Below are 24875 nucleotides of genomic sequence, written 5' to 3' on the forward strand. Positions count from 1 at the left end.
CCGGCGTGATGGATCAGGCGGCGTTGCTCTCGACATCGGAGCTTCGCGCCGGCGCGCAGCCGGCGGCGATGGCCGTCTGTAATTCCTCCAGTTCGGTTTCCAGATACTCGTTCACCATGATCAGCGCCTTGATGGTCGAACGCAGGTTACCGTCGCACATCGCGATGGCCTGATCGCAGGCTTGCTCGTAGTGGTTGTTGTCGGACAGGATTGGCGTGACGGACATGGCGGACTCCCGGGGCTGGCGGCAGAGCGTTATGTTCTCTTTTTGTTCTATAAGAGTCAAGCGCAGTTGCCGACCGGACGCCGGTTTTTCTGTCACCTCCGACGGCGTCGGGCCGTGTAGCCGGGGCGCGGTGTGGATGTCGGGGAAAAAGGTTCGTTCAAAGACCGGCGGCCTTGGTGAAACACGCTGGCCGAGGGAACCGCGCAACGATCAGGCGATGATGTCGGGCGTGATCTGGTCTTCGATGAAGGCGATGCGGTCGCGCAATTGCAGTTTGCGTTTTTTCAGCCGCTGCAATCGCAGCAAATCCGGCGCCGGCGACTGATGCAGCGCGTCGATCGCCGCATCGAGATCGCGATGTTCCTGCTGCAGCCGGGCGAGCTCGTTTTCAAGCTCGCGCTCATCATCATCGGTCATGGTGTACGTTAGCTGAAAGCGCGATCTGGTTGTGAACGGATTGTTCCGGATTGGCGGTAAATATCGCTCCTGCGCGGCTGCTTCGCAAGCAGCGCAGGTTCCCATACTCACGTTTGGTTACAGATATATCCGAAAATATGACAGGCGCGATTCGGGATACCCATCGACAGCTTCGCAGCCTGGTGTACACTCTCACGTCCGGATCGAATCTGAGGTTCAACCACCGAGGAGATTTCGAATGGCACTACAGGCGCATCTTGTTGAACTTGAACGTAAGCACAAGAGCCTCGAGAATGAATTGCACGATGCACTCGTGCACCTTTCCACCGACGACCTGCAAATTGTCGAGTTGAAGCGCCGCAAGTTGATGGTCAAGGACGAGATCGAACGGTTGAAGCATACCGTCGGCGAAACTCTCCACTAACCACATTCCAGCAAAGTATCGCAGATTCCCCGTGCGGCGGATGGACGCCGATGCTCTTGTCCGCCCGGGTGTAGTTTGTAGCAGCGTAGATCTTTGAACTCCGGCGCTCTCTTCGACCCTGATCCGGAAAAGTGGCAGCCGGTTTTTCAAACCGATCATGCTTGAGCAGAGAAATCAGATCATGCTGCGATTTCGTAATATCGCAGCATGATCTGGAACTCCGCACCTAGAACTCCGCCACCACGCCGATGTGATCGGCGATCGCGAGCGACGACGTCAGTCCCGGCGACTCGATACCGAACAGATTGATCAGTCCGGCGACGCCGTGATCGGCTGGTCCCTGAATCAGAAAATCCTGGGTAGCAACCGCCGGCGGCACGATCTTCGGCCGGATTCCGGAATAGCTCGGCATCAGTGCGCCGTCCGGCAACGCTGGCCAGTAGCGCCGGATCGCCGGATAGAAGCGTTCGGCGCGGGCCGGATCCACCGCGTAATCGATGCTCTCGACCCATTCCACGTCCGGGCCGAAACGGGCCTGCCCTGCCATGTCGAGCGTCAGGTGGACGCCGAGCCCGCCGGGCTCCGGCACCGGATAGATCAGGCGCGAGAACGGCGCGCGTGCGCTGCAGGCGAAATAATTTCCCTTGGCGAGATAGGCGTAGGGGATCAGCGCGACCGGCATGCCTTCGATGCTGCGCGCCACCGCCGGCGCGCCGAGGCCCGCCGCATTGACCAGCAGGTTGCATGCCAGCGTCATCGGCGCATCGCCGCCGGCTTCGATTTCGATTCCGTTGCTGCCGGCCCGGGCGCGCACCAGCGGCGTATGGAACGCGTAGGCCGCGCCGGCTTCTTCCGCTTCGCCTCGTAGCGCCAGCATATAGGCGTGGCTGTCGACGATGCCGGTGGACGGCGAGAGCAGCGCCGCATCGCAGTCGAGCGCCGGCTCCAGCGCGCGCGCCTCCGCGCCCGTCAGCAACTGAAGGTCGCCGACGCCATTGGCTTCGGCATGCGCCCGGATCGACTGCAGTTTTTCGGTTTCGCCCGGCGTCGTCGCCACGATCAGCTTTCCGCAGTTGCGATGCGGAATGCCGCGGTCGCGGCAGTAGCGGTAGAGCGCGTGCTTGCCGCTGACGCACATCTGCGCCATCAGGCTGCCGGCGCGGTAATATATGCCGGCATGGATCACCTCGCTGTTGCGCGAGGAGGTAATGGTTCCGATGCCCTCGGCGGCTTCGAGCACGATCACTTCGCGGCCCGCTTGGGCCAGCCGCCGTGCGATCGCAAGCCCTATCACTCCCGCGCCGACGACGACGCAATCGACCTTGTCCATGTCAGTTCCGGACCTCGAAATACGGCATGAAAATCGGCGCCCGCCACGTCGCGCAATTGTTGTGTGGCCCGCCGGAGCAATCAAACAACCCTTTGGTTTGTCTCGAAATACGCCGGGAGCACGCTGCCGTTAGTAGAGCATTAATCATGTCGGGCCAATTGCCGTAATTTGGGTCGGATTCTGGAATTGAGGGGGTAGTCATTTACCCGATCCAAACCCGTCAAGCCAGACACTCCGGCCGCAAACCTCGGGTGGGTAATGGCTGACAGCAACCGGCAGGCAGGACGGAAGAATTCGATTCCGGCGCAGGCCCTCGTCTGTCTGCTTGCCATTGCTGCGCCGTGTGGATTCGCCTTGGCTGCCGAGCCGTCGGCAGGCTTTGCCCCGTCGAGCCAGATCGGCGAATACGATCCCAGCCGGGTGTGGGAATTCCTGCTCGGGGGGATCGCCGCGGTTTCCTTCCTGGTCGCGATCGGAATCTGGATACTGGCGGCGCGGCGCGGCGCCAAGAGCGCGCAGCTGCGTCGCAGTACCTTCATCAGCTCGGCGCTCAATACGCTCAACCAGGGCGTGATGATCACCAACGCGCAAGGCCGCGTGGTGTTCTGCAACGACCGCTTTCTTGAAATGTACGGGCTCAACCGCGCCGAGATTCCGCGCGCGATGACCGGCCGCGAACTGCTCGAGCTGCGCCGCTCACGGGGGCTGCTCAGCCTCACCGTCGAGGAGTTCAGCACGCTTGCCCGCCGCCCGGAAGGCGTCGTCACCGAACTGGCGGACGGGCGGTCGATGGTCACGAAGCTGTTCCGGCTGCCGAATGGCGGGACGATCGGCACGCATGAGGACTGCACCGAGCAGCGCCAGCTGTCGCGCAAGCTGGCGTCGACCACCAAATTCCTGGAATCGGTGCTCGACAACGTTCCGGTCTGCGTCGCCGCCAAGAACATCGACGACGGCCGCTATATCTTCGCCAACCGCGCGTTCGAGCGCTTCTCGCATTTCTCCCGCGACCACATCGTCGGCAAGCGCGCCGACGAGATATTCCGGCCCGAAACCGCCAAGAGCATCGAAATCGTGGACCAGGCTGCGCTGGCTGCGCCGGAAGGCTCGTACCTCAGCGAATACGTCGTCGAACGCGGCGACGAAAAGCGCGTTCTGTCCTCCAATCGCGTGGTGGCGCGCAACGAGAACAACAAGCCGGAATTCCTGATCGCACTGTTCGACGACGTCACCGACCGCCGCTTGCTGTCGCGCGAGCTCGAAAGCACCAAGAAGTTCCTCGAACTGGTGGTCGACAACATCCCGGTGTCTCTGATCGTGGAGCGCGTCAGCGACGGGCGCTATTTGCTTGCCAACCGCAGCGCCGAGACCATTCTTAATCGCCGCCGCGAGGACGCCACGGGTCTCACCGCCGCCGATATCTTCAATCCGCGCGAAGCCAAGCTGATCATCGCGCGCGACGAGGCCGCGATCAAGAAGCGCGGGCTGCTCACCGAAGAGCATCCGATCTCCACCAAGGACGGCCTGCGGCTGTTTCTGACCCGCCGCATGACCGTGCTCGACGACGCCGGCGAGCCGCAATATCTGATCAAGACCCACGAGGACGTCACCGACCGCCGCCAGACCGAATCGCGGATGGCGCACATGGCCTACCATGACGGTTTGACCGACCTGCCGAACCGCGCCTCGTTCCTGCAGGCGCTGACGCAGATGATCGAGGCCTGTGCCGGCACCGACGAGGAATTCGCCGTGCTGTGCGTCGACCTCGACGGTTTGAAGGAAATCAACGACGTGTTCGGCCATGCGGTCGGCGACAAGCTGCTGATCGAGGTTGCGGGCCGCATCCAGGCCAACGCCCGCGGCGGCGTGGTGGCCCGCCTGTCCGGCGACGAGTTCGGCCTGATCATCGACGGCAAGCAGCCCGAAGCCGGCAAGGCGCTGGCCGACAAGCTCGCCCAGGCGCTGTCGGACGAGTTCGTGATCGACGCCAAGTCGGTGCGCACCGGCATCACCACCGGCATCTCGGTGTTTCCGCATCATGGCGCCGATGCCGCCTCGCTGCTCGCCAATTCCGGCGCGGCGCTGTTTCGCGCCAAGCAGAAGTCGCGCGGCTCGATCAGCGTTTTCGCGCCCGAGATGGACCAGCAGATCCGCGACCGCCGCGTGCTGCACCAGGATCTTTCCGCGGCGATCCGCAACGGCGAATTGTCGCTGTATTATCAGCCGCAGGCCGCGGCGGAGGCAACGATTGCCGCCAGCAAGGTCATTGGTTTCGAGGCGCTGGCGCGCTGGATGCATCCGGTGCGCGGCTTCGTCCCGCCGAGCGAATTCATTCCGCTGGCCGAAGAGAGCGGCCTGATCGTCGAGATGGGGGTCTGGATCCTGCGCGAAGCCTGCCGCGAGGCCGCCTCGTGGCCGGTGCCGCTGCAGATCGCCGTCAATTTGTCGCCGGCGCAGTTCATGCACGGCGACGTGGTCAGCCTGGTGCATTCGATCCTGCTCGAGACCGGGCTCGCCCCCGACCGGCTCGAACTGGAAATCACCGAAGGCGTGCTGATCGAGGATTTCGATCGCGGCCTCGCGCTGCTGCGGCGGCTGAAGTCGCTCGGCGTCCGCATCTCCATGGACGATTTCGGTTCCGGCTATTCCTCGCTGAGCTATCTGCAGGCATTCCCGTTCGACAAGATCAAGATCGACCGGGCCTTTGTCATGAATCTCGGACGCAACCCGCAGTCGGCGGCGATCGTCCGCGCCGTCATCGACCTCGGCCATGGCCTCGAAATGTCGATCGTTGCCGAAGGCGTCGAGACCCAGGAACAGCTCAGCTTCCTGGCCGACGAGGGCTGCGATGCGGTGCAGGGCTATTTCCTCGGCAAGCCGCAGCCGATCGGGAACTACGCCGCGCTGGTCGGCCGTGACGGCGCCACCGGCGAAGCTGCGCGCAAGCTGAGCGCGTGATTTACGAGATCGCGCGCGCTTGCCTTCCCTTGCGGGCCCGGCTATTTTTTGTCCCGTATCTGGCCGAGACAGGGAGGGCTGCGCGGTGACGACGTTTTTCCGGCACTACCGCCAGCATGGTCCTGTCAACGCCCTGCAAATGCGTTTGCAGGGCTGACCAGAGACTTTCCCTACATCTTCTTCCTGGTCTGCCCCCGTCGTAATGCGGCATCGAACGTATGTCCGTTCGTGCCTGCATTCGTGTCGCTCGCCGCGATCCCGCACCGACATCCGCTGACGGCTGTATGCCCCGGATGTCGTGTCGGCCGGCAAGACCAGGGAACGGCCATGACCCTTATCAATCTTCGCAATCTTGGCGTGACGCTGGGCACGCCGCTGTTTTCTCAGTTCGACCTCTCCGTCAATGCCGGTGACCGCATCGGGCTCGTCGCTGCCAATGGGCGCGGCAAGTCCACGCTACTGCGCTGCATTGCCGGCATGGTGGAGCCGAGCGAAGGCGCGATCACCAGATCGCGCGGGCTGACCATAGGTCATGTCGCGCAGGATGTGCCGTCTGCGCTGGCGGATGCGCCGTTCCATGCCGCGGTGCTCGAGATGCTTCCCGCCGAACGGCGGGCAAGTGAAGGCTGGCGGGTCGATGTTGCCCTGGAAACGCTGGAAGTGCCCGAGGCGCTGCGGCAGCGGCCGCTGAAGCATTTGAGCGGCGGCTGGCAGCGGTTTGCCATGCTTGCGCGTGCCGTGGTGGCCGAGGCCGATATGCTGTTGCTCGACGAGCCGACCAACCATCTGGACCTCGCCAGGATTTGCCAGCTCGAAGCCTGGCTGAACGCGCTGCCGCGCGATATGCCGGTCGTGATAGCGAGCCATGACCGCGCCTTTCTCGACGCCACCACCAACCGCACGGTATTCTTGCGGCCCGAGCGGTCGCCGATATTTTCCTTATCCTATACGCCGGCGCGCGCCGCGCTCAGCGAGGTGGACGCATCGGATGAGCGGCGCTACCGGCGCGACCTGAAGGCGGCCGGGCAGCTTCGTCAGCACGCCGCCAAGCTCAACAATATCGGCATCAATTCCGGCAGTGATCTTCTGTTGCAGAAGACGAAACAACTGAAGCAACGAGCCGCAAAGCTGGAAGACGCGGCCAAGCCCGCCCATCTGGAGCGTTCCGCAGGGGCGATCAAGCTCGCCAATCGCGGAACCCATGCCAGGGTCTTGATGGCGCTGGACGATGCCGCCGTCGTCACCCCCGATGGCGGGTTACTGTTCAGGACCGGCAAGCAGTTCATCTGCAAGGGCGACCGGATCGTACTGCTGGGACCGAACGGGGCCGGCAAGACCCGGCTGGTGGCGATGCTGCGTCAGGCGATCGACAACGGGGAAGCCATGCCGGCCGGCATCAAGGTGACGCAATCACTTGCGCTCGGCTATTGCGAACAGAATCTGGCCGATCTTTCCGATGCCGAGACGCCGTTGGACACGATCGTCAGCCGTTTCGAGGTCGGCGACCAGCGTGCGCGCGCGTGGCTCGCCGGCGCCGGCCTGTCGATTGCGATGCACGGCCGTTCGATCGGCCGGCTTTCCGGCGGACAGAAGGCGCGTCTCGCCATGCTGCTGCTGCGGCTCGCCCAGCCGAACTTCTACCTGCTCGACGAGCCCACCAACCATCTGGACATCGAGGGGCAGGAGGCGCTGGAGGACGAGATACTTTCGCATGAGGCGAGCTGCCTGCTGGTTTCCCACGACCGCAACTTCGTGCGAGCGGTCGGAAACCGGTTCTGGCTGATCGAAAAAATGAAGCTGGTGGAACTGGAGGGACCGGAGCGCTTCTTCGACTCAATGGGGGCAGCCGGCTAGTGCAACCGGTCGCTGACTTGATTCATTCCGCAAGCGACATCCTCTTTTGGCCATCATGACCTGCTGTAGAGGAGCAAGCTCCCTGCAGTTACGTTGTGTATGGCGGACTACGATCTCGCGATCATCGGTGGCGGATTGAACGGCGTCAGCATCGCGCGCGACGCCGCCGGCCGTGGCCTGCGCGTCATTCTGCTGGAGCAGGGCGATCTCGGCGCCGGTGCTTCGCAGGCCTCGCCGCGGCTGATCCATGGCGATCTGGCCGATCTCGAGCGTCGACATTTTCTGCGCGTCCGCAGGGCGCTGGCCGAGCGCGACGTCTGGCTCCGGATCGCGCCGCATTTGGTGCGCCCGATGCGCTTTGCGATCCCGGCGCATTCGGACGAACGGACATCCCTGCATTTGCGCTCCTGGCTGCTGCTGTATGACCGGCTCGCCGCGCGCAGCGGTCTGCCGGCCTCGGCCACCGTCGACGTCACCCATCATCCGGTCGGCAATGCGCTGAAGCGGCCGTTCGGTACCGCCTTCGAATATTCCGACTGCGTGGTGGACGATTCGCGGCTGGTGGTGCTCACCGCCGTCGATGCCGCGGCGCGGGGCGCGGAGATCCGCACCGGCGCACGCTGCACCCGGGCTGAACGGGACAGGGAATGGCGGCTGGTGACGATCGATCGCGGCTTTCGCCGCATCGTCACCGCGCGCGCGGTTGCCAGCGCCACCGGTGCCTGGACGCCATCGGTCGCCGAAACGGTGTTGCGCGTGCCGCCGCCGAAGCTGGCCGCCGTGCAGATGGATCAGATCGTCGTCCGCCGCCTGTTCGACAGCGACAACATCTACGTATTCCAGAACCGCGACGGGCGGCTGATCTTCGCAAGTCCCTATCAACGGGAATTCACCCTGATCGGCACCGCCAGCCGCGCCTTCAAGGGCGATCCTGCCATCGTGACGACGGCGGCCGCCGAAGTTGCGTATCTCTGCGACGCGGCGAACCGCTATTTTCGCGAGCGGATCGAGCCGGTCGACGTGGTGCGCACGCTGTCCGGCGCCAACATGGCGATGACGCCCGCGGACGCGCCGTCGCCGCGCGACGGCGGGCTGACGCTCGATCACGGGCGCGGCAGGGCCCCGCTGATCACGATCATCGGCGGCGACGTTACCACCTCGCGGTTGCGCGCCGAACGGGCGGTCTCGAAGCTGACGCCGTTCTATCCGATGTCGGCGCGCTGGACCGCCACGGCGCCGCTGCCCGGCGGCGATTTCGCCTGGGACCGTTTTGACGACGAGGTCGATGCGGTGCGCGAACGCTGGCGGTTTCTCGGCGAGGCGCAGGCGCGGCGGCTGGTCGCGGCGTACGGGTCGAACGTCAAGGAAATCCTCGACGACGCCAGGGAGCCCGGCGACCTCGGCCCGGCCTTCGGGCCGGAATTGACGGCTGCCGAAGTGCGCTATCTCATGCAAAAGGAATGGGCGCGCTTTCCGGATGATGTTCTCTGGCGGCGGACCAAGCTTGGGCTGACCATGCCGCAAGCGGATCGGGACGCCTTGGCGGCGTTCATGGCGACGGGCGCACCGGCACGCGCGAGCGTTGCGCGCTGACCCCGACGAGGTGGCCATTTTCGTCCAGCCCGGGCCGAACGGAGAGGCACGCTGCATCCACAATGTTGTGGCCGCGCGTCGCCCGCCGGTTGAGCGGATGCCGATCCGCCGCTAGCGTGCGGCCACGATGGCGCCAGCGGATTACATGAACGAGCAATTGCCTGAAATCGTCAGATCTGACAGCACTGCGCCGGCTGCGCCTGCCCTGCCGGCCGGCGGCACGCCTTTGCTCCGGATCGAGGGCGTCTCCAAGTCGTTTGGCAGCTTTCGTGCCGTGGACAAGCTCTCGCTCGACATCGCCGCGGGCGAGTTCTTTGCGCTGCTGGGCCCGAGCGGCTGCGGCAAGACCACGCTGCTGCGGATGATTGCCGGCTTCGAGACGCCGGACGAGGGCCGCATCCTGCTCGCCGGACATGACATCGCGCCGGTGCTGCCGCATGAGCGGCCGGTCAACATGATGTTCCAGAACTACGCGCTATTTCCGCATCTCAACGTGCGCGACAATATCGCCTTCGGATTGAAGCGCGCCGGCATGGCGCGTGCGGATATCGCCGACCGCGTCGCCGACATGGTCGCGCTGGTCAGGCTCGAAGGCATGGAGAAGCGCAAGCCCGACCAGTTGTCCGGCGGCCAGCGGCAGCGCGTGGCGCTGGCGCGCTCGCTGGCGCGACGGCCCAAGGTGCTGCTGCTCGACGAGCCGCTGGCCGCGCTCGACAAGAAGCTGCGCGAAAGTACGCAGCAGGAATTGATGGAGCTGCAGCGCCGCCTCGGCATGACCTTCATCATCGTCACCCACGACCAGGAAGAGGCGATGACGATGGCCAGCCGGATCGGCGTGATGGATGCCGGCCGGCTGGAGCAGGTCGCGGCCCCGCGCGACCTCTACGAAGCACCGGCCACCCGCTGGGTCGCGGGCTTCGTCGGCGACATCAATCTGTTCGAAGGCGACATCATCATGCAGGAGCACCGTCGCCTGATGGTGACGACCCGGGATAGCGATGCCATCGTGGTCACGGCGCCGCGCGAGCCTCCGGCCAAGGCGATGATCACGGTTGCGATCCGCCCCGAGAAGGTCAGGCTTTCGCGCCGCGGCCCGGCGTCGGACGCCGACCATGCGCAGTCGATCAACCGGCTCGAAGGCGTCGTCACCGACATCGGCTATCTCGGCGGCTCGACCGTCTACAAGGTCAAGCTGGATTCCGGCGCCGTGGTGCGTGCGACGGTGGCCAATATCGCGCGGCTCGACCGCGATACCTACAGCGCTGGCCAGCGCGTGGTGGCCTGGTTCACGCCCGACGACTGCATGGTGCTTGATCGATGAGCGCGCGCCGCATCTTCGCGCGGCCGGCGCGCTATGCCGCGGTCGCACCCTATGTCTGGATGGGGCTGTTTTTCCTGGTGCCGTTCGGCTTCGTGCTGAAGATCAGCCTGTCGCAGACGGCAATCGCGCAGCCGCCCTATCTGCCGCTGTTCGATGTCACTGAAGGGTGGGCGGCGATCAAGGCGGCCTTCGCGCAGTTGTCGCTGGACAATTTCCGCCTGCTGGCCTCCGACAACCTCTATATCTCCTCTTACCTGCGCAGCCTCGTCGTTGCCGTCACCGCGACGCTGATCCTGCTCTTGATCGGTTATCCCGTCGCCTATGGCATGGCGCGGCTGCCGCAGCGCTGGCAGGCGATCGCGATGATGCTGGTCATCGTGCCGTTCTGGACCTCGTTCCTGATCCGCATCTATGCGTGGATCAACATCCTGCAGCATGACGGCCTGCTCAACCAGATTCTGCTGGCGCTGCATCTGGTTTCCGCGCCGGTGGTGTGGCTCTCGACCGACACCGCGATGTATATCGGCATCGTCTATTCCTATTTGCCGTTCATGATCCTGCCGTTGTACGCGACGCTGGCGAAGATGGATCCCTCGCTGCTGGAAGCCGCCGGCGACCTCGGCGCGTCGCCGCTTCGCGCGTTCTGGCTGGTGACGTTTCCGCTGTCGCTGCCCGGCGTTGGCGCCGGCGCGCTGCTGTGCTTCATCCCTGTTGTCGGCGAATTCGTGATCCCTGATCTACTGGCCGGCTCCGGTTCGATGATGATCGGCCAGACGTTGTGGCTGGAATTCTTCACCAACAAGGACTGGCCGGTCGCCGCCGCGGCGGCCGTCGCGTTGCTGGTGCTGCTGGTGCCGCCCTTGCTGCTGTACGACCGGCTGCAGCGCCGTGAGTTGGAGGGCGGACGCTGATGGCGCAGCGGATCGGGCAGATATCGCGCTTCAACATTACCGCGCTGGCGCTCGGGATGGCGTTTCTGTACCTGCCGATCGTCATCCTCGTGATCTATTCGTTCAATGCCTCGCGGCTGGTGACGGTATGGGGCGGCTGGTCGCTGCGCTGGTATCACGAGTTCTTCAACGATCGCGCGATGCTCGATGCCGCCTGGATGAGCCTGCGCGTCGCCGCGGTGTCCGCCAGCATCGCGACGCTGCTCGGCACGCTGGCGGCGGTGGGGCTGGTGCGCGGCGAACGTTTTCGCGGGCGTTCGCTGTTTTCCGGCATGCTCTATGCGCCGCTGGTGATGCCGGAGGTGATCTCGGGGTTGTCGCTGCTGCTGCTGTTCGTGGCGCTCAACGCCGAGCGCGGCTTCTGGACGGTGACGATCGCCCATACCACGCTGACCATGTGTTTTGTGACCGTGGTCGTGCAGTCGCGCCTCGCCGCGCTCGACCGCAGCCTGGAGGAGGCCGCGATGGACCTCGGCTGCGATCCGCTGCAGGCGTTTCTTCGCGTGACGCTGCCGCTGATCGTGCCGGCGATCGCCGCGGGCTGGATGCTGGCCTTCACGCTCTCGCTCGACGATGTCGTGATCGCGAGTTTTACCACCGGCCCCGGTTCGGCGACGCTGCCGATCCGGATCTATTCCGAGGTGCGGCTCGGCGTGAAACCCGAGATCAACGCGATCTGCACCATGGTGATCGCATTGATCGCGGTGGTGATCGTGATCGCGTCGCTGGCGTCGAAGCTGTCGAGTTCGGACGGCAAGAGCGCGGCGCCGCTTTAGTCTCGTTATGACTTGACGGCGCCCGCGGTCAATCCGCCGACCATATACCGCTTGAACGCGTAGTAGATCGCGGCCGGCGGCAGCGCGTAGATGAAGCCTGTCGTCATCAGCAATTCCCATGGCGAATCGTCGGCGGCCAGGAAGTTGCCAAGCGCCACGGGAAGCGTGATCTCGGTATCTTTTGACAGCAGCAGGAACGCGTAGAGATACTCGTTCCAGGCCAGCAGGATCGCGTAGGTGCCGATTGCCACCAGCGACGGCATCATCAGCGGCACATAGACCAGCCGAAACAGCTGCAGCGTGGTGGCGCCGTCCATGGTAGCGGCTTCGTCGAGTTCGACCGGCAGCTTGTCGGAGGCCTGCTTCAGCACCCAGATCGCGTAGGGCGAAGCGATCGTCACCATTGCGAGGATCAGCGACCAGTGATTGTTGAGCAGGCCGTAGGTGCCCATGGTGCGGTACATCGGCACGGCGAGGAACGCCGCCGGGATGAAATAGGTGAGTAGCGCGAGATTCATCACCCAGCGTCCGCCGGGCACGCGCAGCCGCGAGATCGAGAACGCGGCGGCGGTCGCGATCATCAAGGTCAATGCGCCGGCCGACAGCGCGATGACAACCGAATTCAGGAACTGGGCCCAGAAGTCGCGCAGGAAGTAATGCTGCTGGTGGAACACGATGTTGAAGTTGTTCAGCGTCGGATGCGCCGGCCACAGTTTGCCCGAGAACGCGTCTTCCTTCGGCGAAATCGCGAACAGGAACATGTGGTAGATCGGCACCATGGTCCAGATGAACACGGGAATGCCGATCAGCAGCAGTTTTGCTTCGGTGCCGATTTCGCGGAGTGTTGGCAGCTTCATCGCGACAACCGTTTCATCATGAAATAGACCAGCGGCAGCACGAACGGCAGCGCGCAGACGATCGAGGCCATCGCCAGCGAGAGCTGGTCGAGGCGGAGATAGCGGATGCCGAGCGTGGCCAGAACGTGGGTGAGGTCGGCGGGCCCGCCGCCGGTGAGCAGATAGACGCTGTTGAAGTCGCCGAGCGTCCAGATCATCGATAGCAGCGTGCAGGTGACGTAGAGCGTCTGCATCGACGGCCAGGTGATGAAACGGAACTTCTGAAACCAGGTGGCGCCGTCGACGTCGGCGGCCTCGTACATGTCGTGCGAGATCGCCAGCCGCCCCGTCATCAGGATCAACGTCCAGAACGGCAGCGATTTCCAGATGTGTACGCCGATCGCCATGGCAAGCGCCACCGTCGGGTCGTTCAGCCAGTTCGGGCCGTCCTCGCCGGTGAGCTTGAAGATCAGCTGGTTGACCACGCCCCATTCCGGATTGAACATGAAGCGCACGGACAGAATGGTCGGGATCGACGGCACCGCCCAGGGCAGGATGAACAGCACCGACAGCCATTTGATCCAGGTGCGCTGCTGGGCGAAGAAGCCGGACAAAAACAGCGCGATCGCCATCTTGATGTTGATGCCGATGACGAGGAAGATCAGCGTATTGACGGCGGCGCGCGCAAAGATCGGGTCGTGCCACAGCGCGACATAGCTCGCCGGATGCCGCGCTAGCCACAGCCCGTAGCCGACGGGATAGACCACGAAGGCGAGAAACACGAGGGCGTAGGGCGCCAGCAGCACGATGCCCCACACCTGCGGCGTCGTCAGCCGGGCTGACAACGGCGGGGCGGGTAGCTCGTGATCGGCCGAAAGCGTGATTGCCATGGTCTGAACTCTATTCTCAGGAGACGCCGGCCGCAGCCACACCGTCGTCCCGGCCTGCGCCGGGACGACAAGTTAAGAGCGGCGGCCGGCATCGCTTACTTTAACCCGCGATCTGCTTGATGCGGGTGATCAGTTCGTCGACGGCCTTTTCGACGGGCACCTTCTCGCTCACCACGCGGTTCATCGCCTTGGCCCAGACGTTCTCGTTGTTGAGGATGGTGAACTTCCAGTTCTTGGTGAAGTCGAACGGCGTGGTGCCGCCGGTGAACTGGTTGTACACCGCCTTGCGATGGCGGTCAGCCTGCCAGAACGGGCTCTGCTGGCTGGCCGTCGTCACCGGGAACCAGCGGCCGAGCGCGCCTTCAATATAGGGCCGCAGGTTTTCCTCCTGCATCAGGAACTTGATGAACTCCTTGCCCTCGGTCTTGTTCTTGGCGACCGCGAACATCAGGCCGGTCTTGACGTCGGAGCGGTACTTGATCGGCGTGCCGTCCGGCTTGTTGGGGAACGAGGCGGTGATGATGGTCTCGTCGTAGTTCTTCTTGCCCAGCGCCCGCTGTTCCGGCGTCAGCGCGGCGTTGTTGGAGTCGTCGAGCCATTTGGCCGCGATCGAGATCGTGAAGTTGTGCGTCATCACGATCGTCTTGTTGTGGAAGGCGACGTTGTTGTCGGGATCCTTCCAGGTGGTGGAGGAGGGCGGCGTGCAGCCCTTGATGTAGGTGTCGGTGTAGTCCTTGAGCGCCTTGATCAGGTTCTCGCGCACCTTGGGATCGTCGACCAGGAGCTTGCCGTCGTCGTCGACCAGCTTGACGTTGTAGGCGTCCATGAAGGTGTAGAACGACTGGAACGAGTCGGTCGATTCCACGCCCATCGGCTGGCCGACGGCGTAGACGCGCTGGCCGGTGGCCTTGCGGCTGGAGGACTGCACCTTGTCGCACCAGAACGACCAGTAGTCTTCCCACTTGGTCGGGATGTCGCTCTGCTTGAAGCCGGCCTGCTCCAGCATGTCCTGCCAGATCTGCACATGCATGCTCTGCTGCTTCAGCGGAAAGCCGTAATAGGCCTTCTTCTTGGCAACGTCGTTATAGAGCAGCACGGTTTCCAGCGTGTTCGGCGCGAACGCCGACTTCATCGGCGTCATGATGTCGGTGAGGTCCTCGAGCTTGCCTTCAAAGGCCCACTTGCCCTGCGCCTGCACGTCGTAGCTGTCGGAATAGGCGACGTCGGGCACGGTGCCGGAATCCAGCGCCGCCACGGTCTTCGGAATCATGTCCTGGATGGCGTATTGCGACAGCTCGACCTTGATACCCGTCTTGGCCTCGAACTTCTTGATCGCCTCGAGGAGCGCGTCGTCCTCGGATTTGTAGAAGCCCTTGCCGAACCAGACCGTGATGGTCTTCTGCTGGGCCAGCGCGGGCGCCGTGGCGTACAATAGCCCAGCGGCTGCGACCGCGAGTGAAACTGATCTCCTGGATATCACGTTGTTCTCCCTGAAAACGCCGGCTTATTAACCGGTTGGACAATGATAGCGCAACCATAAAGCGTTATAAAGATGGTGCGAGGCAAACTTCAGTAGGGGGACATTCCGGGCGCAAATGCGGCGGCGGCCTTGCCACAGCATTTTGGTTCAATCATTTGGTTCAATCATTTTCGCCCACAGATACCGGTGGCGGCCGGGCGGACGCGCTCCACATGAACCCTGAACCCGTGGCGAGACCGTCATGCCCGCCGCCGGGTCTCTTCATTGGCGAGCCCGATGGCAGGGCCCCGCCGGGGCATCCGGCACGCCGCGACTTGTCGATTGGGTCACGGCCGTCTCTGGAATACCGGCCCGCCCGGCCAAGGCCGGGCGATGACAACCGAATATGCATCGGCAGTCTCGCGATGCGCCCCTTGCGTCTTGATCAGGCCGCGACCTCGATCGCCTTGCCGTTGACGCGGGTTTCTTCCTTCATGTTGTCGACTGTCACATGAGTGTCGTACCAGGTAAGGCGGGGCCGAACCCCGAAGCGCGCGGTCAGGTCGGCGATGCGCGCTTCGGTAAACCAGGCTTCCGCCGCTTCACGGCTGTCCCAGAGATAGACGCCGCCGGTGCCATTTTCCCCGTTCAGGTAATCCTTGCGGATCAATCCTTTGCCGGCAAGGCCGCGATAGGTCGGCGCGGTCGACGTGCCGCCTTTTATGGCCTGTTCCTCGGAGCGTTTTGGCAAATCGAACTGAACGACAACGATGCAATTGGGCATGGGGAGTCCTCCGGTCAGGTCGGGTATCATGCGCTGAATTTTTAAGCCTGGTCAAAGGCCGGTTGAGATCGGCACAGAAGCGTGATCCCGTCTGCATCGGCAGTCCGGAGAGAACCGAGGAAGCGAATGGAATTATCCTACTCACAGAATCTCGAAGACTATCATCTCTCGCTTGCCTTCACCGGACAGGCTGCCGGAACCTACATCGATGTCGGCGCGGGGCATCCGGTCGCCGACAACGTCTCATTCTGGTTCTATGAACGCGGCTGGCGCGGCATCGTCGTCGAGCCGCAGCCCGAACTTGCGGCGCTTTATCAGCGGCTGCGTCCGCGCGACGTCGCGGTTCGTAGCCTGGTCGGACGTCACTGCGGCGAAATGGATTTTCATGTGGTCGAGCGCCTGCACGGGCTCTCGACGACGGTGGAAGGCCTGGCGCAAAAGGCAAAGGACCTTGGCGCCGATTATCAGACGGTTCGCACGCCAGTGACCACGCTGGCAAAACTATGCGAGAAGCACGATCTCGGCGCGATCGACTTCCTCAAGATCGATGTCGAGGGCGCCGAAGGCGATGTTCTGTTCGGCGGCGACTGGCAACGGTTTCGACCCAAGGTGATCGTCGCCGAAGCGGTGACGCCGCTGGCGTCGGAGCAGGGATGGCAGGACTGGGAGCCGTTTCTTCTGGCGCAGGGCTACCGTTTCGCACTGTTCGACACGCTCAACCGCTTCTATGTCGCGCAGGAACATCCCGATATCCTGGCGCGCCTTCCGTCCGAGCGGGCGCCGTGGCACGCGGTTCGCCACATGTACGAGATCGGTCGCGCGCCCGACAACGAGCTGCATCCCGATCACGCGTTGGCGCAGGATCTCGCGCGCGGGTTTTGGGCGAGCCTGCCTCATCTCGATCCGGACCTGTTGACATCGCTTCTGGCGCGCGCCCGCCGAATTTCGAAATCCGACGACATCGCAGCGCTGGCGTCCACGGTCGATACCGAACCGTTTCGCGCCGCACTCGGCCGCATCGCCTGCGGGTATGACGGCGGACAGATCGTCGATGAGTGAGAGACGGCGAATGTTGTCAGCGTGTCTCAATGTCTCCCGCGCATATGCCGACGTTCAAAACGAATTCGCCAACTCGATCTCCGCCTTCAGCGCGGCGATCCGCCGCTCGGCTTCCTTTGCCGTCAAATCCCGCTCGAACAATTTCGGCTGATAGGCCTCGGCGCTGAGCGTGCGCAGCGTCGCTAGTTGGCGGGGTGTCATGGGGGCGTCCACCTGATCGGGGAGGCGGGGCATTTTTGGAACTCCAAAGAATCTTTGCTCGGCCCCGACTCTTAACTTGAAATTTGTTCTTTATTTGTTCTTATAGGGTTCAACCGCAAGGAGACCACCCATGGACAATAAACTCAACGAAATCAGAAGGAAAATCAGGCTCTTGCGGGCGGAGATGCTGGACGCGGAGGGTAATATCCGCCACCAGGTCAACCGCGATGAGGACTGCTCGGCGGCCGCCGTTCACCTGATGTCCATGCGGGGTGCCATGCTCGGTCTGATCCGGGAGCGCAACCGGCTCGGTGGCGAGGAGCGGCTGCTCAATGTCGACGAGCGGCTGAAGCTGGATGTTCGGGCGGCCAGCCGAAAGCCCGCGACCGGAATGCCGGCGGGTTTTCCGGCGAAGGCCGCCGCGGCAAAGGCCGCCACGACAACGGCCCGAGGCCGCCGTGAGCGATGAAGCGATTCAATCCCTGCGCCGGCGGATCGGCGAGCTGGACCAGCTTGCCCGCCGGCTCGATCAGTCCGGCCTCGACAACGCGCGGGCGCAGCTCCTGCTCGCGCGCAAGCGGGCGGAGTTGGAAGACTTCATCAACAGGGATCGGCGATGTCAGCACCGCTTCGATGGTACGACCACAACGCGGATAACCCGCCATGGATAAAGGCGCTGGCGGAAGTTCGCATCCAGGCCACGCGCGAAGGCTGGTGCCACGCGCATGTGCAGGCGATCATCGTGGCGATCGACCAGTACGCCGAGGCGGCGCTGGGTAACCGGAGTTATTTTCTCAACAAGCCGTATGGTGTCGGCGGGGGGCGGGGGAATGACGTGCCGTGAAGAGCGCCGCTGAACGCCGGCATCTGCCAGCTGATGTCGTTGACATACTTATATAGCAGTACCGCTATAAAGAGCGCGGATGACGGTGCAAAAGCCGACCCATTGGATCGGGGGATGTCGAAACCGGCAAGACGATCCTGCGCGACTACATCAAGGCGACAGTCGGATTTGAAGAGCTCGGCGAAGCGACTGGGACCCAGCCCAAGAGTTTCATCCGAATGTTCGGTCCGCGCGGCAATCCGCAGGCCAGGAACCTCTTTAGCGTTCTTGGCTATCTTCAGAAGCGTGCGGGTGTGAAGCTCCACGTCGCATAGCGGACGCAGCAAGTAGCCTGGATGAGCGCAGCGATATGCTGGCTGCGATCGAGCAAAGAGCCCGGATGTCGCTGCGCTCACCCAGGCTACGCAGCATTGATTAGAACAGATAGCTAATTCGCCTTCGCGCCCTCTGCCGCTTCCGGCGCCGCCGGCTTCTGCCCGCCGCCGGTGAACCGCTCGATCACCGAGCGCACCGCGTCGCGAGTCTTGCGATCCTTCACCGCATCGAGCAGCGGGGCGGCGCCCGGCGAGCGGCGGATCAGGCTTTCGGGATCGGGGAACACCAATGGGTCGTCCCACGGGCCCTGCACCACGAAGGGCAGTTCAAATCCCTTGTCGCCGCCATTGGCCGCCGGCGTCAGGCTGGCGACGCCCTTGAGATCGTATTCGCGCGACGGCACGGAAGCCGTACCGATCAAACTCAGGCGGGTCGTCGGCCCGTCGACGCGGAGGTCCTCGACGGTGGCCAGCCCGTCGTTGAAGCGCACCGAAACCGAGAGATTGTCGTAGGGCGTCGAGCCCGAGCGCAGATTGCCGCTGCCGGCCAGCGGCCGGCGCTCCAGCCGCTTCAGCAGTTGTTCGACATTGAAGCCCGCGATCGCGCCGTCATGGCCGGTCAAGGTCGCGCTGCCGTCGAGCGAGGAGGCGAGGCCGAATGGGCTCGAGCCCGACGCCGTCAGCGATACCCCTAGATTGCCGCGGCCGGAGAGTTTCGTAATGCCGAACAATTCGTTGGCGCAGGCCTGCAGGTCGACATCCGCGAACTGGAATTGCGCCTTGACGTCGGCGACCGCATCCGACCGCGCGATCCCTAACGAGCCCCTGGCGATGCCGCCATACATCTGCGCCTCGCCGATCGAGAGCGCCAGCGCGCCGTTGCGCAGGTTGGCGCCGAAGGCGGTGCGGCCGAGCTTGGTCGGGCCGACCGTCACCTTCGCGGCCGACAGCCGCATGTCGAGATCGGTGGCGGACAGCGAGGACAGGTCGAACAATTGCCGGTTCCAGTCGCGGGCACCGCTCGCCAGCAGCCGCGCCGCGGAGATGTAGGGCGTAAAATCGAGGTTGCCCGCGGCGAGCGTCGCTTGCAGCGTCTGGCGGCCGTTATTGGCGAACGTCATCACGCCCTCGGCGGCATTGCCGTCGAGTTCGACATTGACGTTGGTCAGCGCCACCGAGGCGCCGACCACGTTGGCGCGCGCCTTCAGGGCAAAGCGGCCGAACCCGCCGCTGCCCGGCACCTGCTGTCCCATCCAGCGCAGCGCGTTGCGCAGCGACACGCTGTCCATCGTCAAGACACCTTCCATCATCAGGCTGGTGCGGTTGGCGATCGAGCCGTCGAACGCCAGTTTCAGCGGCGCGCTGACGAGGCGCGCCTTCAACCCCGAACGGTCTCCCGACAGCATCGCGACGAAATCGCCGGCCGAGATCGAGCCGTCGATGCGTTCGCCGCGCCAGTCGAACTGGCCGGTCGCCGCGAACGAGCGTGAGATCGACGGCCAGGCCAGCGACAGGTCGATGTCGCGGAGTTGCTCGGTAACATGGTTGGTGGCGTCCTCGTATTTCAGTACGCCGTCCTGAATCCGGATTTCCGAGAAAGACACCCGGTTTTCGGCGCCGGGCTTCATCGTGCGTGTGATCCGCTCGACGAACGGCGTCCAGTTGCTCTCGCCGCCGGCTTCCCGGACGACATGGATCTGCGGCCGCAGCATCATGACGTCGGCGATTTCAAAGCGGCGCAGCAGCAGCGGCAGCAGCCGCAAATTCGCGGTCAGCGCGTCGACCTGCAGTGCCGGGTCGGCGGTGCCGCCGCCTTTCAGTCCGACTTTGTGGAACGAGACGTAGCTGCCCGGAAACACCGACACGTCGACAGCGCCCGACACCACGAGGTCCAGCCCGGTGACGTCGCGAATCTGGGCCTCGACGGCCTGTCGCAGCGCATCGCGGTTGAGGAACCAGGAGGTTCCGATCAGGGCGAATACGGCCGCGCAAAACAGCACCGCAACCGGCATCCCGAGGCGCTTCATTCCCTTGGCCATCGTCAATGACATATCCGGATCTGACTAAACCGAACTCGGGTTTCTGATAGGGGCTGGTGCTAAAGGGTCTATGTCGATTGGGGCAGACGGCGCAACGGTCGCGCCCGTGCCAACCCACGCAACTTGAAGGGTTTTCTTGACGCTTTCAAGGCCGGGATGGCGCCGGGCTGGCGGTTCGGCGGCATAATCCCCGCATCATTGACGCACCGCGAAGAATTCGCCTAATAATTCCGGATAATGCCGGCCGAAGGGCCGTTCCCTCCATCAGGTATATTCCATGAACAAGGTTTATCCCGACGCCAAATCGGCACTCGATGGCGTCCTCAAGGACGGCATGATGATCATGTCGGGCGGCTTCGGCCTGTGCGGCATCGCCGAGACCCTGTCGGACGCGATCCGCGAGTCCGGCGTCAAGGGTCTGACGGTCGTCTCCAACAATGCCGGCGTCGACGGCATCGGGCTCAGCCGTCTGCTGGAAACGCGGCAGATCAAAAAGATGATCTCGTCCTATGTCGGCGAGAACAAGCTGTTCGCGCAGCAATACCTCGCCGGCGAACTGGAACTCGAGTTCAACCCGCAGGGCACGCTGGCCGAACGCATCCGCGCCGGCGGCGCCGGCATTCCGGCCTTCTACACCAAGACCGGCGTCGGCACGCTGATCGCCGAAGGCAAGGAAGTGAAGGAATTCGACGGCGAGAAATACATCATGGAGCGCGGCCTGGTCGCCGACCTCGCCATCGTCCACGCCTGGAAGGGCGACACCGCCGGTAACCTGATCTACCGCAAGACCGCGCGCAACTTCAACCCGATGATGGCGACCGCCGCGAGGGTCACGGTGGCCGAGGTCGAACACCTCGTTCCCGCCGGCGAACTCGATCCCGACCACATCCATACGCCCGGCATCTTCGTCAAGCGCATCATCGAAGTGGGCACCGGCAAGAAGCGCATCGAGTTCCGCAACACCCGCCCGCGCCCTGCACGCGCGCCCGCGGCCGCAACGGGGAGTGAAGTCTGATGGCCTGGACCCGCGAACAGATGGCCGCGCGCGCGGCCAAGGAATTGCGCGACGGCTATTACGTCAATCTCGGCATCGGCATCCCGACGCTGGTCTCGAACTACATTCCTGACGGCATCGACGTCAGCCTGCAGAGCGAGAACGGCATGCTCGGCATGGGACCGTTTCCCTACGAGGGCGAGGAAGACGCCGACCTCATCAACGCCGGCAAGCAGACGGTCAGCGAACTGCCCGACACCAGCTATTTCTCGAGCGCCGATTCCTTCGGCATGGTGCGCGGCGGTCATATCGATCTGTCGATATTGGGCGCAATGCAGGTGGCGCAGAACGGCGACCTCGCCAACTGGATGATCCCCGGCAAGATGGTGAAAGGCATGGGCGGCGCGATGGACCTCGTCGCCGGCGTCAAGCGCGTCGTCGTCGTGATGGAGCATTCCGCCAAGGACGGCCCGAAACTCTTGAAGAGCTGCAATCTGCCGCTGACCGGCGAGAAGGTCGTCGACATGGTGGTGACGGATTTGGCCGTCTTCACCATCGACAAGCACGGCAAGGACGGTATGGCGCTGATCGAACTCGCCGACGGCGTCACGCTGGACGAGGTGAAGGCGAAGACCGAAGCCGAGTTTCGTGTCGCGCTGAAGAACGCGTAGAGCGAAGCATTTTATCGTCGTCCCGGCGAACGCCGGGACCCATACGCCGCGGCCTCTCGGTCAAGCGCCGACGGGAGATACCTTCTACAAGCAACAGTTCAGCGATCCGCCGGCTTCCCCGGGCCGAGATGATACCGGCTGGAGAAGAACACCAGCGGGAGATCGTCGCAGTAATCGCAGTCGGAAACTTCGGCGATGAACAGCGTGTGGTCGCTGACGTCGATCGTCCGCGTGACCTCGCAGGCAAAGAACGCCACGCAGTTGGCGAGGCGCGGCAAGCCTTCTACGATTTCATAATCGGGATCAGCGGCGCGTGAGCGGCCCGCGAAATGCCGCGACAATGCCCCGCCCTGTTTCGGCAGCACGTTGACGCCATAGCGCCGGCTCGCCGACATCGCCTCGTGCATCCGGCCGGATTTGACCGAGACCAGCACGGTCGGCGGCGACAGGCTGATGGTGACAAAGCTGTTCGCGGTCATGCCGCAGACTTCGCCACGGGAATCGAGTGCGGTCAGTACCGCGACCCCGGTCGCAAAGCGCGATGCGGCCTGGCGGAAGGCGACCGGATCGGCGCGCTGCATTCCGTTCTCCCTCAGGCCGTCGCCCGTAGCGCCGGCGTCGCGTGGCGCGCGATCCAGGCCTGGATGCGGTCGGCCGATGCCACGCGGTCCCATTGCTGGTCCGGATAGTTGAAGTTCTCGGTGAACTCGTCGGCCAGCGCCTGGTTCTGGCTCATGGTGCCGATCAGCTGGCCCAACGCCTCCGATGGCGGCTGCAGCATGATGTTGGTCCAGCGCGCGGCCGCCAGCACGCGGTCCTGCCGCCTGAGGTCGACCTTTTCGCAGAACCGCGCATCGAGTACGTCGGCGTTGACGATCTCCTCGCCGAGCACGAACGCGGCATAGGACGCGACGTTGGCGCCCTGTCCCATCATCGGATCGACCACCGAATGGACGTCGCCGAGCGCGATGGCGCATTTGCCGCCGTCGAACTCCACCACCGTCTTGCGCACCGTCGGCACCACGCCGCCCTGCAGAAGGTCGAGCGGCTGCGCCAGGTCGAAGCGCGCGGTGTCGATGCGGTCATAGGTGGTCGGATGATGCTTTTCGAGTTTCTCCAGCATGGTGGCGAGGAAACGCTTGCGGTCCGCCTCGTAGCTCAGCGTCGCCAACTCCTCCATGTCGCCGCCCGGCACGTTCTCCATCAGGAGCGCGCTGGCGATGCCGTCGAAGGTGATAGTGGGGATCACGATCATCTCGCCGTGCCCGGGCGAAACCGACAGCGTCACGTTCATCGGCTCCGGTTCGCGCACGCCGGTATAGAGGCCGACGCAGAGCCGTCGCTGCGGCTGCGAATAGGGCGAGTGCTCCGGCCGGTAGGCAAACAGCTGGCCGAGCGGGCCCTTGCCGGTGGCGACGACGAGAAGGTCGAAGCGAGCGACCAGCGGCGCGATGTCATTTTCCTCGATGCGCTGGTATTCGATCTTGCCGCCGCGATCGGCAAAGTCCTTCATCAGCACCGGCAGATAGATCCGGTAGTCGACGGCGCGGCTCGGCTTCGAGAAGTAGCCACGGAAGCCGATCGGCTGCGGGAAATTGAAGAAGTGATCGTGGTAGTAATAATGGTGCTTCGGGTCGTTCCAGTGATTGACGCCGAGATAGTCTTCGCGCGCGATCGTGACATGGTGGTGCGCGACCGTGTTGAGCAGGCGGATGCCGCGGTACTCGTCCGGCGCGCGGTCGGTGATCAGCGTGGCGTCGACGCCGTGCTTTTGAAGGTAAAGGGCCAGATGCAGCCCGGCGATGCCGGCCCCGACGATTCCGATGCGCCGCTTCATGTCCGCCTCCCCAAAGGTTTGCTCGGGAGCTGGCCTCCCGTTGTTGCCTGCACCCTAGCGGCGAACTTGCCCGGGAAAAACGGAATGGATAGGATATGATCTATTCCTGTTAGGAATGATTGTATGGACCGGATCGATTGCTTGCGCGCCTTTGTCCGCGCGCTGGAGGGCGGCAGTTTTTCGGTGGCGGCCGACGAACTCGGCATCGGCCAGCCGGCGGTGAGCAAACGGATCGCGCTGCTCGAACGCGAGTTCGGCACGCAATTGTTCTTCCGCACCACGCGCAAGCTGAAGCCGACGCCCGAGGGCCACCGCATCTACGATCTGGCCCGCCAGATTCTTGGAAATTTTGATCTGGCGCGGGCGAACGTCGAGGAAAGCTCGCTGCGTCCGAGCGGTACGCTGCGGGTCAGCCTGCCGTCGTCATTCGGCCGCCGCTATCTGATGCCCGTCATCGCCGAATATGTCCGCACCTATCAGGGCGTTCGCCTCGACGTCCGCTTCAGCGAGCGGTTCGTCAATCTGGTGGAGGAGGGGATCGAACTGGCGCTGCGGATCGGGCAGCTCGAATCGAGCACGCTGGTCGCGCGGCGGCTCGGCACGGTGCGGCGCTATCTGGTTGCGACGCCGGCCTATCTGAAGGAGCGGCCAACGCCGCGTGCGCCGGAAGACCTCGGCGCGCATCAGTGCATCGTCTATTCGCGGGTGCCCGCCGCCAATGACTGGATCTTCGAATCCGAACACGGCCGCCACGTCGCTTCGATCGGCGGTCCACTGCTGGTCGACGATGCCGACGCGATGGAGCAGGCGGTGATGCATCATCTCGGCATCGCCGTGCTGCCGGAATGGAGCGCGCTGGCCGGCATTCGCAGCGGCCAGTTGCAGAATTTGCTGCCGGATTTTTCGATCGCCGCGCTGCCGCTGCACGCGGTCTATCCCGAAACCCACTGGATGTCGCTGCGGGCGCGCAGCTTTCTCGACCTGCTGATCAAGCGCGCCGGGCAATTCTCGACGCCGTGAGCCTGCTCTCGTCGTCCCGGTCAACGCGGTCCCGTAGGGTGGGCAAAGCGCAGCTTGCCCACCCTACGGCACCGCCAC

Annotated in this window: 25 protein-coding genes; 14 read left to right on the forward strand and 11 right to left on the reverse strand. The window is 63.9% G+C overall.

Annotation, left to right across the window (positions count from 1 at the left end):
* Window positions 1–13: 13 nt before the first annotated feature.
* Together QUH67_RS05735 and QUH67_RS05740 are read right to left on the reverse strand one after the other, a co-directional pair.
* Window positions 14–226 carry a hypothetical protein gene (locus QUH67_RS05735; RefSeq protein ID WP_300945707.1) on the reverse strand — a complete coding sequence of 71 codons (213 nt, stop codon included), beginning with the start codon at window positions 224–226 and terminating at the stop codon, window positions 14–16.
* 210 nt (window positions 227–436) lie between these two features.
* On the reverse strand, window positions 437–643 hold the full coding sequence (locus tag QUH67_RS05740) for a YdcH family protein (protein WP_057851906.1): 207 nt from the start codon (window positions 641–643) through the stop codon (window positions 437–439).
* A gap of 238 nt (window positions 644–881) precedes the next feature.
* On the opposite strand from QUH67_RS05740, the gene QUH67_RS05745 reads away from it, so the two are divergent.
* A complete protein-coding gene (locus QUH67_RS05745; protein WP_300945708.1) occupies window positions 882–1067 on the forward strand; it encodes a YdcH family protein in 186 nt (61 codons plus the stop codon).
* Window positions 1068–1293: 226 nt separating this feature from the next.
* On the opposite strand, the gene QUH67_RS05750 is transcribed toward QUH67_RS05745, so the two are convergent.
* Window positions 1294–2397, reverse strand: a complete 1104-nt coding sequence (locus tag QUH67_RS05750; RefSeq protein ID WP_300945709.1) for an NAD(P)/FAD-dependent oxidoreductase — start codon at window positions 2395–2397, stop codon at window positions 1294–1296.
* A 258-nt stretch (window positions 2398–2655) separates the two neighbouring features.
* On the opposite strand from QUH67_RS05750, the gene QUH67_RS05755 reads away from it, so the two are divergent.
* The 6 genes from QUH67_RS05755 (at window position 2656) to QUH67_RS05780 (ending at window position 11849) form a co-directional block, all read left to right on the forward strand.
* On the forward strand, window positions 2656–5355 hold the full coding sequence (locus QUH67_RS05755) for a sensor domain-containing protein (RefSeq protein ID WP_300945710.1): 2700 nt from the start codon (window positions 2656–2658) through the stop codon (window positions 5353–5355).
* Between the two features lie 327 nt (window positions 5356–5682).
* On the forward strand, window positions 5683–7209 hold the full coding sequence (locus QUH67_RS05760; protein WP_300945711.1) for an ATP-binding cassette domain-containing protein: 1527 nt from the start codon (window positions 5683–5685) through the stop codon (window positions 7207–7209).
* Between the two features lie 99 nt (window positions 7210–7308).
* The gene (locus tag QUH67_RS05765) at window positions 7309–8802 is read left to right on the forward strand and encodes a glycerol-3-phosphate dehydrogenase (RefSeq protein ID WP_300945712.1); all 1494 of its coding nucleotides are present in this window, start codon (window positions 7309–7311) and stop codon (window positions 8800–8802) included.
* 145 nt (window positions 8803–8947) lie between these two features.
* Window positions 8948–10123 (forward strand): ABC transporter ATP-binding protein, encoded by a 1176-nt coding sequence (locus QUH67_RS05770; RefSeq protein ID WP_300947951.1) that lies wholly within the window; start codon window positions 8948–8950, stop codon window positions 10121–10123.
* Entirely contained in the window at window positions 10120–11034 is a 915-nt protein-coding gene (locus tag QUH67_RS05775; protein WP_300945713.1) for an ABC transporter permease, read from the forward strand. Before QUH67_RS05770 ends, QUH67_RS05775 begins: the two co-directional genes overlap by 4 nt.
* Window positions 11034–11849 carry an ABC transporter permease gene (locus tag QUH67_RS05780; RefSeq protein ID WP_300945714.1) on the forward strand — a complete coding sequence of 272 codons (816 nt, stop codon included), beginning with the start codon at window positions 11034–11036 and terminating at the stop codon, window positions 11847–11849. The genes QUH67_RS05775 and QUH67_RS05780 overlap by 1 nt, the downstream gene beginning before the upstream one ends.
* A gap of 5 nt (window positions 11850–11854) precedes the next feature.
* On the opposite strand, the gene QUH67_RS05785 is transcribed toward QUH67_RS05780, so the two are convergent.
* The 4 genes from QUH67_RS05785 to QUH67_RS05800 all read right to left on the reverse strand — a co-directional run bounded on the left by QUH67_RS05785 (window position 11855) and on the right by QUH67_RS05800 (window position 15818).
* The gene (locus QUH67_RS05785; RefSeq protein ID WP_300945716.1) at window positions 11855–12706 is read right to left on the reverse strand and encodes a carbohydrate ABC transporter permease; all 852 of its coding nucleotides are present in this window, start codon (window positions 12704–12706) and stop codon (window positions 11855–11857) included.
* A complete protein-coding gene (locus QUH67_RS05790; RefSeq protein ID WP_300945717.1) occupies window positions 12703–13575 on the reverse strand; it encodes a carbohydrate ABC transporter permease in 873 nt (290 codons plus the stop codon). The genes QUH67_RS05785 and QUH67_RS05790 overlap by 4 nt, the downstream gene beginning before the upstream one ends.
* Before the next feature lie 100 nt (window positions 13576–13675).
* Window positions 13676–15055: an ABC transporter substrate-binding protein gene (locus tag QUH67_RS05795; RefSeq protein WP_300945718.1), complete on the reverse strand. Its 1380-nt coding sequence runs from the start codon at window positions 15053–15055 to the stop codon at window positions 13676–13678.
* 424 nt (window positions 15056–15479) lie between these two features.
* Window positions 15480–15818: a monooxygenase gene (locus QUH67_RS05800; RefSeq protein WP_300945719.1), complete on the reverse strand. Its 339-nt coding sequence runs from the start codon at window positions 15816–15818 to the stop codon at window positions 15480–15482.
* A 126-nt stretch (window positions 15819–15944) separates the two neighbouring features.
* Between QUH67_RS05800 and QUH67_RS05805 the strand changes: the two genes are divergently transcribed.
* Window positions 15945–16877 (forward strand): FkbM family methyltransferase, encoded by a 933-nt coding sequence (locus QUH67_RS05805; RefSeq protein WP_300945720.1) that lies wholly within the window; start codon window positions 15945–15947, stop codon window positions 16875–16877.
* A 54-nt stretch (window positions 16878–16931) separates the two neighbouring features.
* On the opposite strand, the gene QUH67_RS05810 is transcribed toward QUH67_RS05805, so the two are convergent.
* Complete coding sequence (locus tag QUH67_RS05810) at window positions 16932–17078, reverse strand: DUF3072 domain-containing protein (RefSeq protein WP_300945721.1); 147 nt, start codon at window positions 17076–17078, stop codon at window positions 16932–16934.
* 130 nt (window positions 17079–17208) lie between these two features.
* On the opposite strand from QUH67_RS05810, the gene QUH67_RS05815 reads away from it, so the two are divergent.
* From QUH67_RS05815 to QUH67_RS05825, 3 genes are read left to right on the forward strand one after another with little or no spacing between them, the layout of a single operon-like run.
* Window positions 17209–17547, forward strand: coding sequence for a hypothetical protein (locus QUH67_RS05815; RefSeq protein ID WP_300945724.1), 339 nt, complete (start codon window positions 17209–17211; stop codon window positions 17545–17547).
* Window positions 17537–17749 (forward strand): hypothetical protein, encoded by a 213-nt coding sequence (locus QUH67_RS05820; protein WP_300945725.1) that lies wholly within the window; start codon window positions 17537–17539, stop codon window positions 17747–17749. The genes QUH67_RS05815 and QUH67_RS05820 overlap by 11 nt, the downstream gene beginning before the upstream one ends.
* The gene (locus tag QUH67_RS05825) at window positions 17695–17922 is read left to right on the forward strand and encodes a hypothetical protein (RefSeq protein ID WP_300945727.1); all 228 of its coding nucleotides are present in this window, start codon (window positions 17695–17697) and stop codon (window positions 17920–17922) included. Before QUH67_RS05820 ends, QUH67_RS05825 begins: the two co-directional genes overlap by 55 nt.
* A gap of 427 nt (window positions 17923–18349) precedes the next feature.
* Here QUH67_RS05825 and QUH67_RS05830 read toward each other — a convergent pair whose 3' ends face one another.
* Window positions 18350–20275: an AsmA family protein gene (locus QUH67_RS05830; protein ID WP_300945729.1), complete on the reverse strand. Its 1926-nt coding sequence runs from the start codon at window positions 20273–20275 to the stop codon at window positions 18350–18352.
* 277 nt (window positions 20276–20552) lie between these two features.
* Here QUH67_RS05830 and QUH67_RS05835 point away from each other — a divergent pair, with 277 nt between their 5' ends.
* The gene (locus tag QUH67_RS05835; RefSeq protein ID WP_300945730.1) at window positions 20553–21290 is read left to right on the forward strand and encodes a CoA transferase subunit A; all 738 of its coding nucleotides are present in this window, start codon (window positions 20553–20555) and stop codon (window positions 21288–21290) included.
* Window positions 21290–21940 carry a 3-oxoacid CoA-transferase subunit B gene (locus tag QUH67_RS05840; protein WP_300945731.1) on the forward strand — a complete coding sequence of 217 codons (651 nt, stop codon included), beginning with the start codon at window positions 21290–21292 and terminating at the stop codon, window positions 21938–21940. Before QUH67_RS05835 ends, QUH67_RS05840 begins: the two co-directional genes overlap by 1 nt.
* Window positions 21941–22038: 98 nt before the next feature.
* Here QUH67_RS05840 and styB read toward each other — a convergent pair whose 3' ends face one another.
* Together styB and styA are read right to left on the reverse strand one after the other, a co-directional pair.
* The gene (gene styB / locus QUH67_RS05845) at window positions 22039–22521 is read right to left on the reverse strand and encodes a styrene monooxygenase NADH-dependent flavin reductase subunit StyB (RefSeq protein WP_300945732.1); all 483 of its coding nucleotides are present in this window, start codon (window positions 22519–22521) and stop codon (window positions 22039–22041) included.
* Window positions 22522–22532: 11 nt separating this feature from the next.
* On the reverse strand, window positions 22533–23777 hold the full coding sequence (gene styA / locus QUH67_RS05850; protein WP_300945733.1) for a styrene monooxygenase subunit StyA: 1245 nt from the start codon (window positions 23775–23777) through the stop codon (window positions 22533–22535).
* A 123-nt stretch (window positions 23778–23900) separates the two neighbouring features.
* Here styA and QUH67_RS05855 point away from each other — a divergent pair, with 123 nt between their 5' ends.
* Complete coding sequence (locus QUH67_RS05855) at window positions 23901–24797, forward strand: LysR family transcriptional regulator (protein WP_300945734.1); 897 nt, start codon at window positions 23901–23903, stop codon at window positions 24795–24797.
* The last annotated feature ends 78 nt before the right edge of the window (window positions 24798–24875 follow it).

Source organism: Bradyrhizobium roseum, from assembly GCF_030413175.1.
Taxonomy (GTDB): domain Bacteria; phylum Pseudomonadota; class Alphaproteobacteria; order Rhizobiales; family Xanthobacteraceae; genus Bradyrhizobium; species Bradyrhizobium roseum.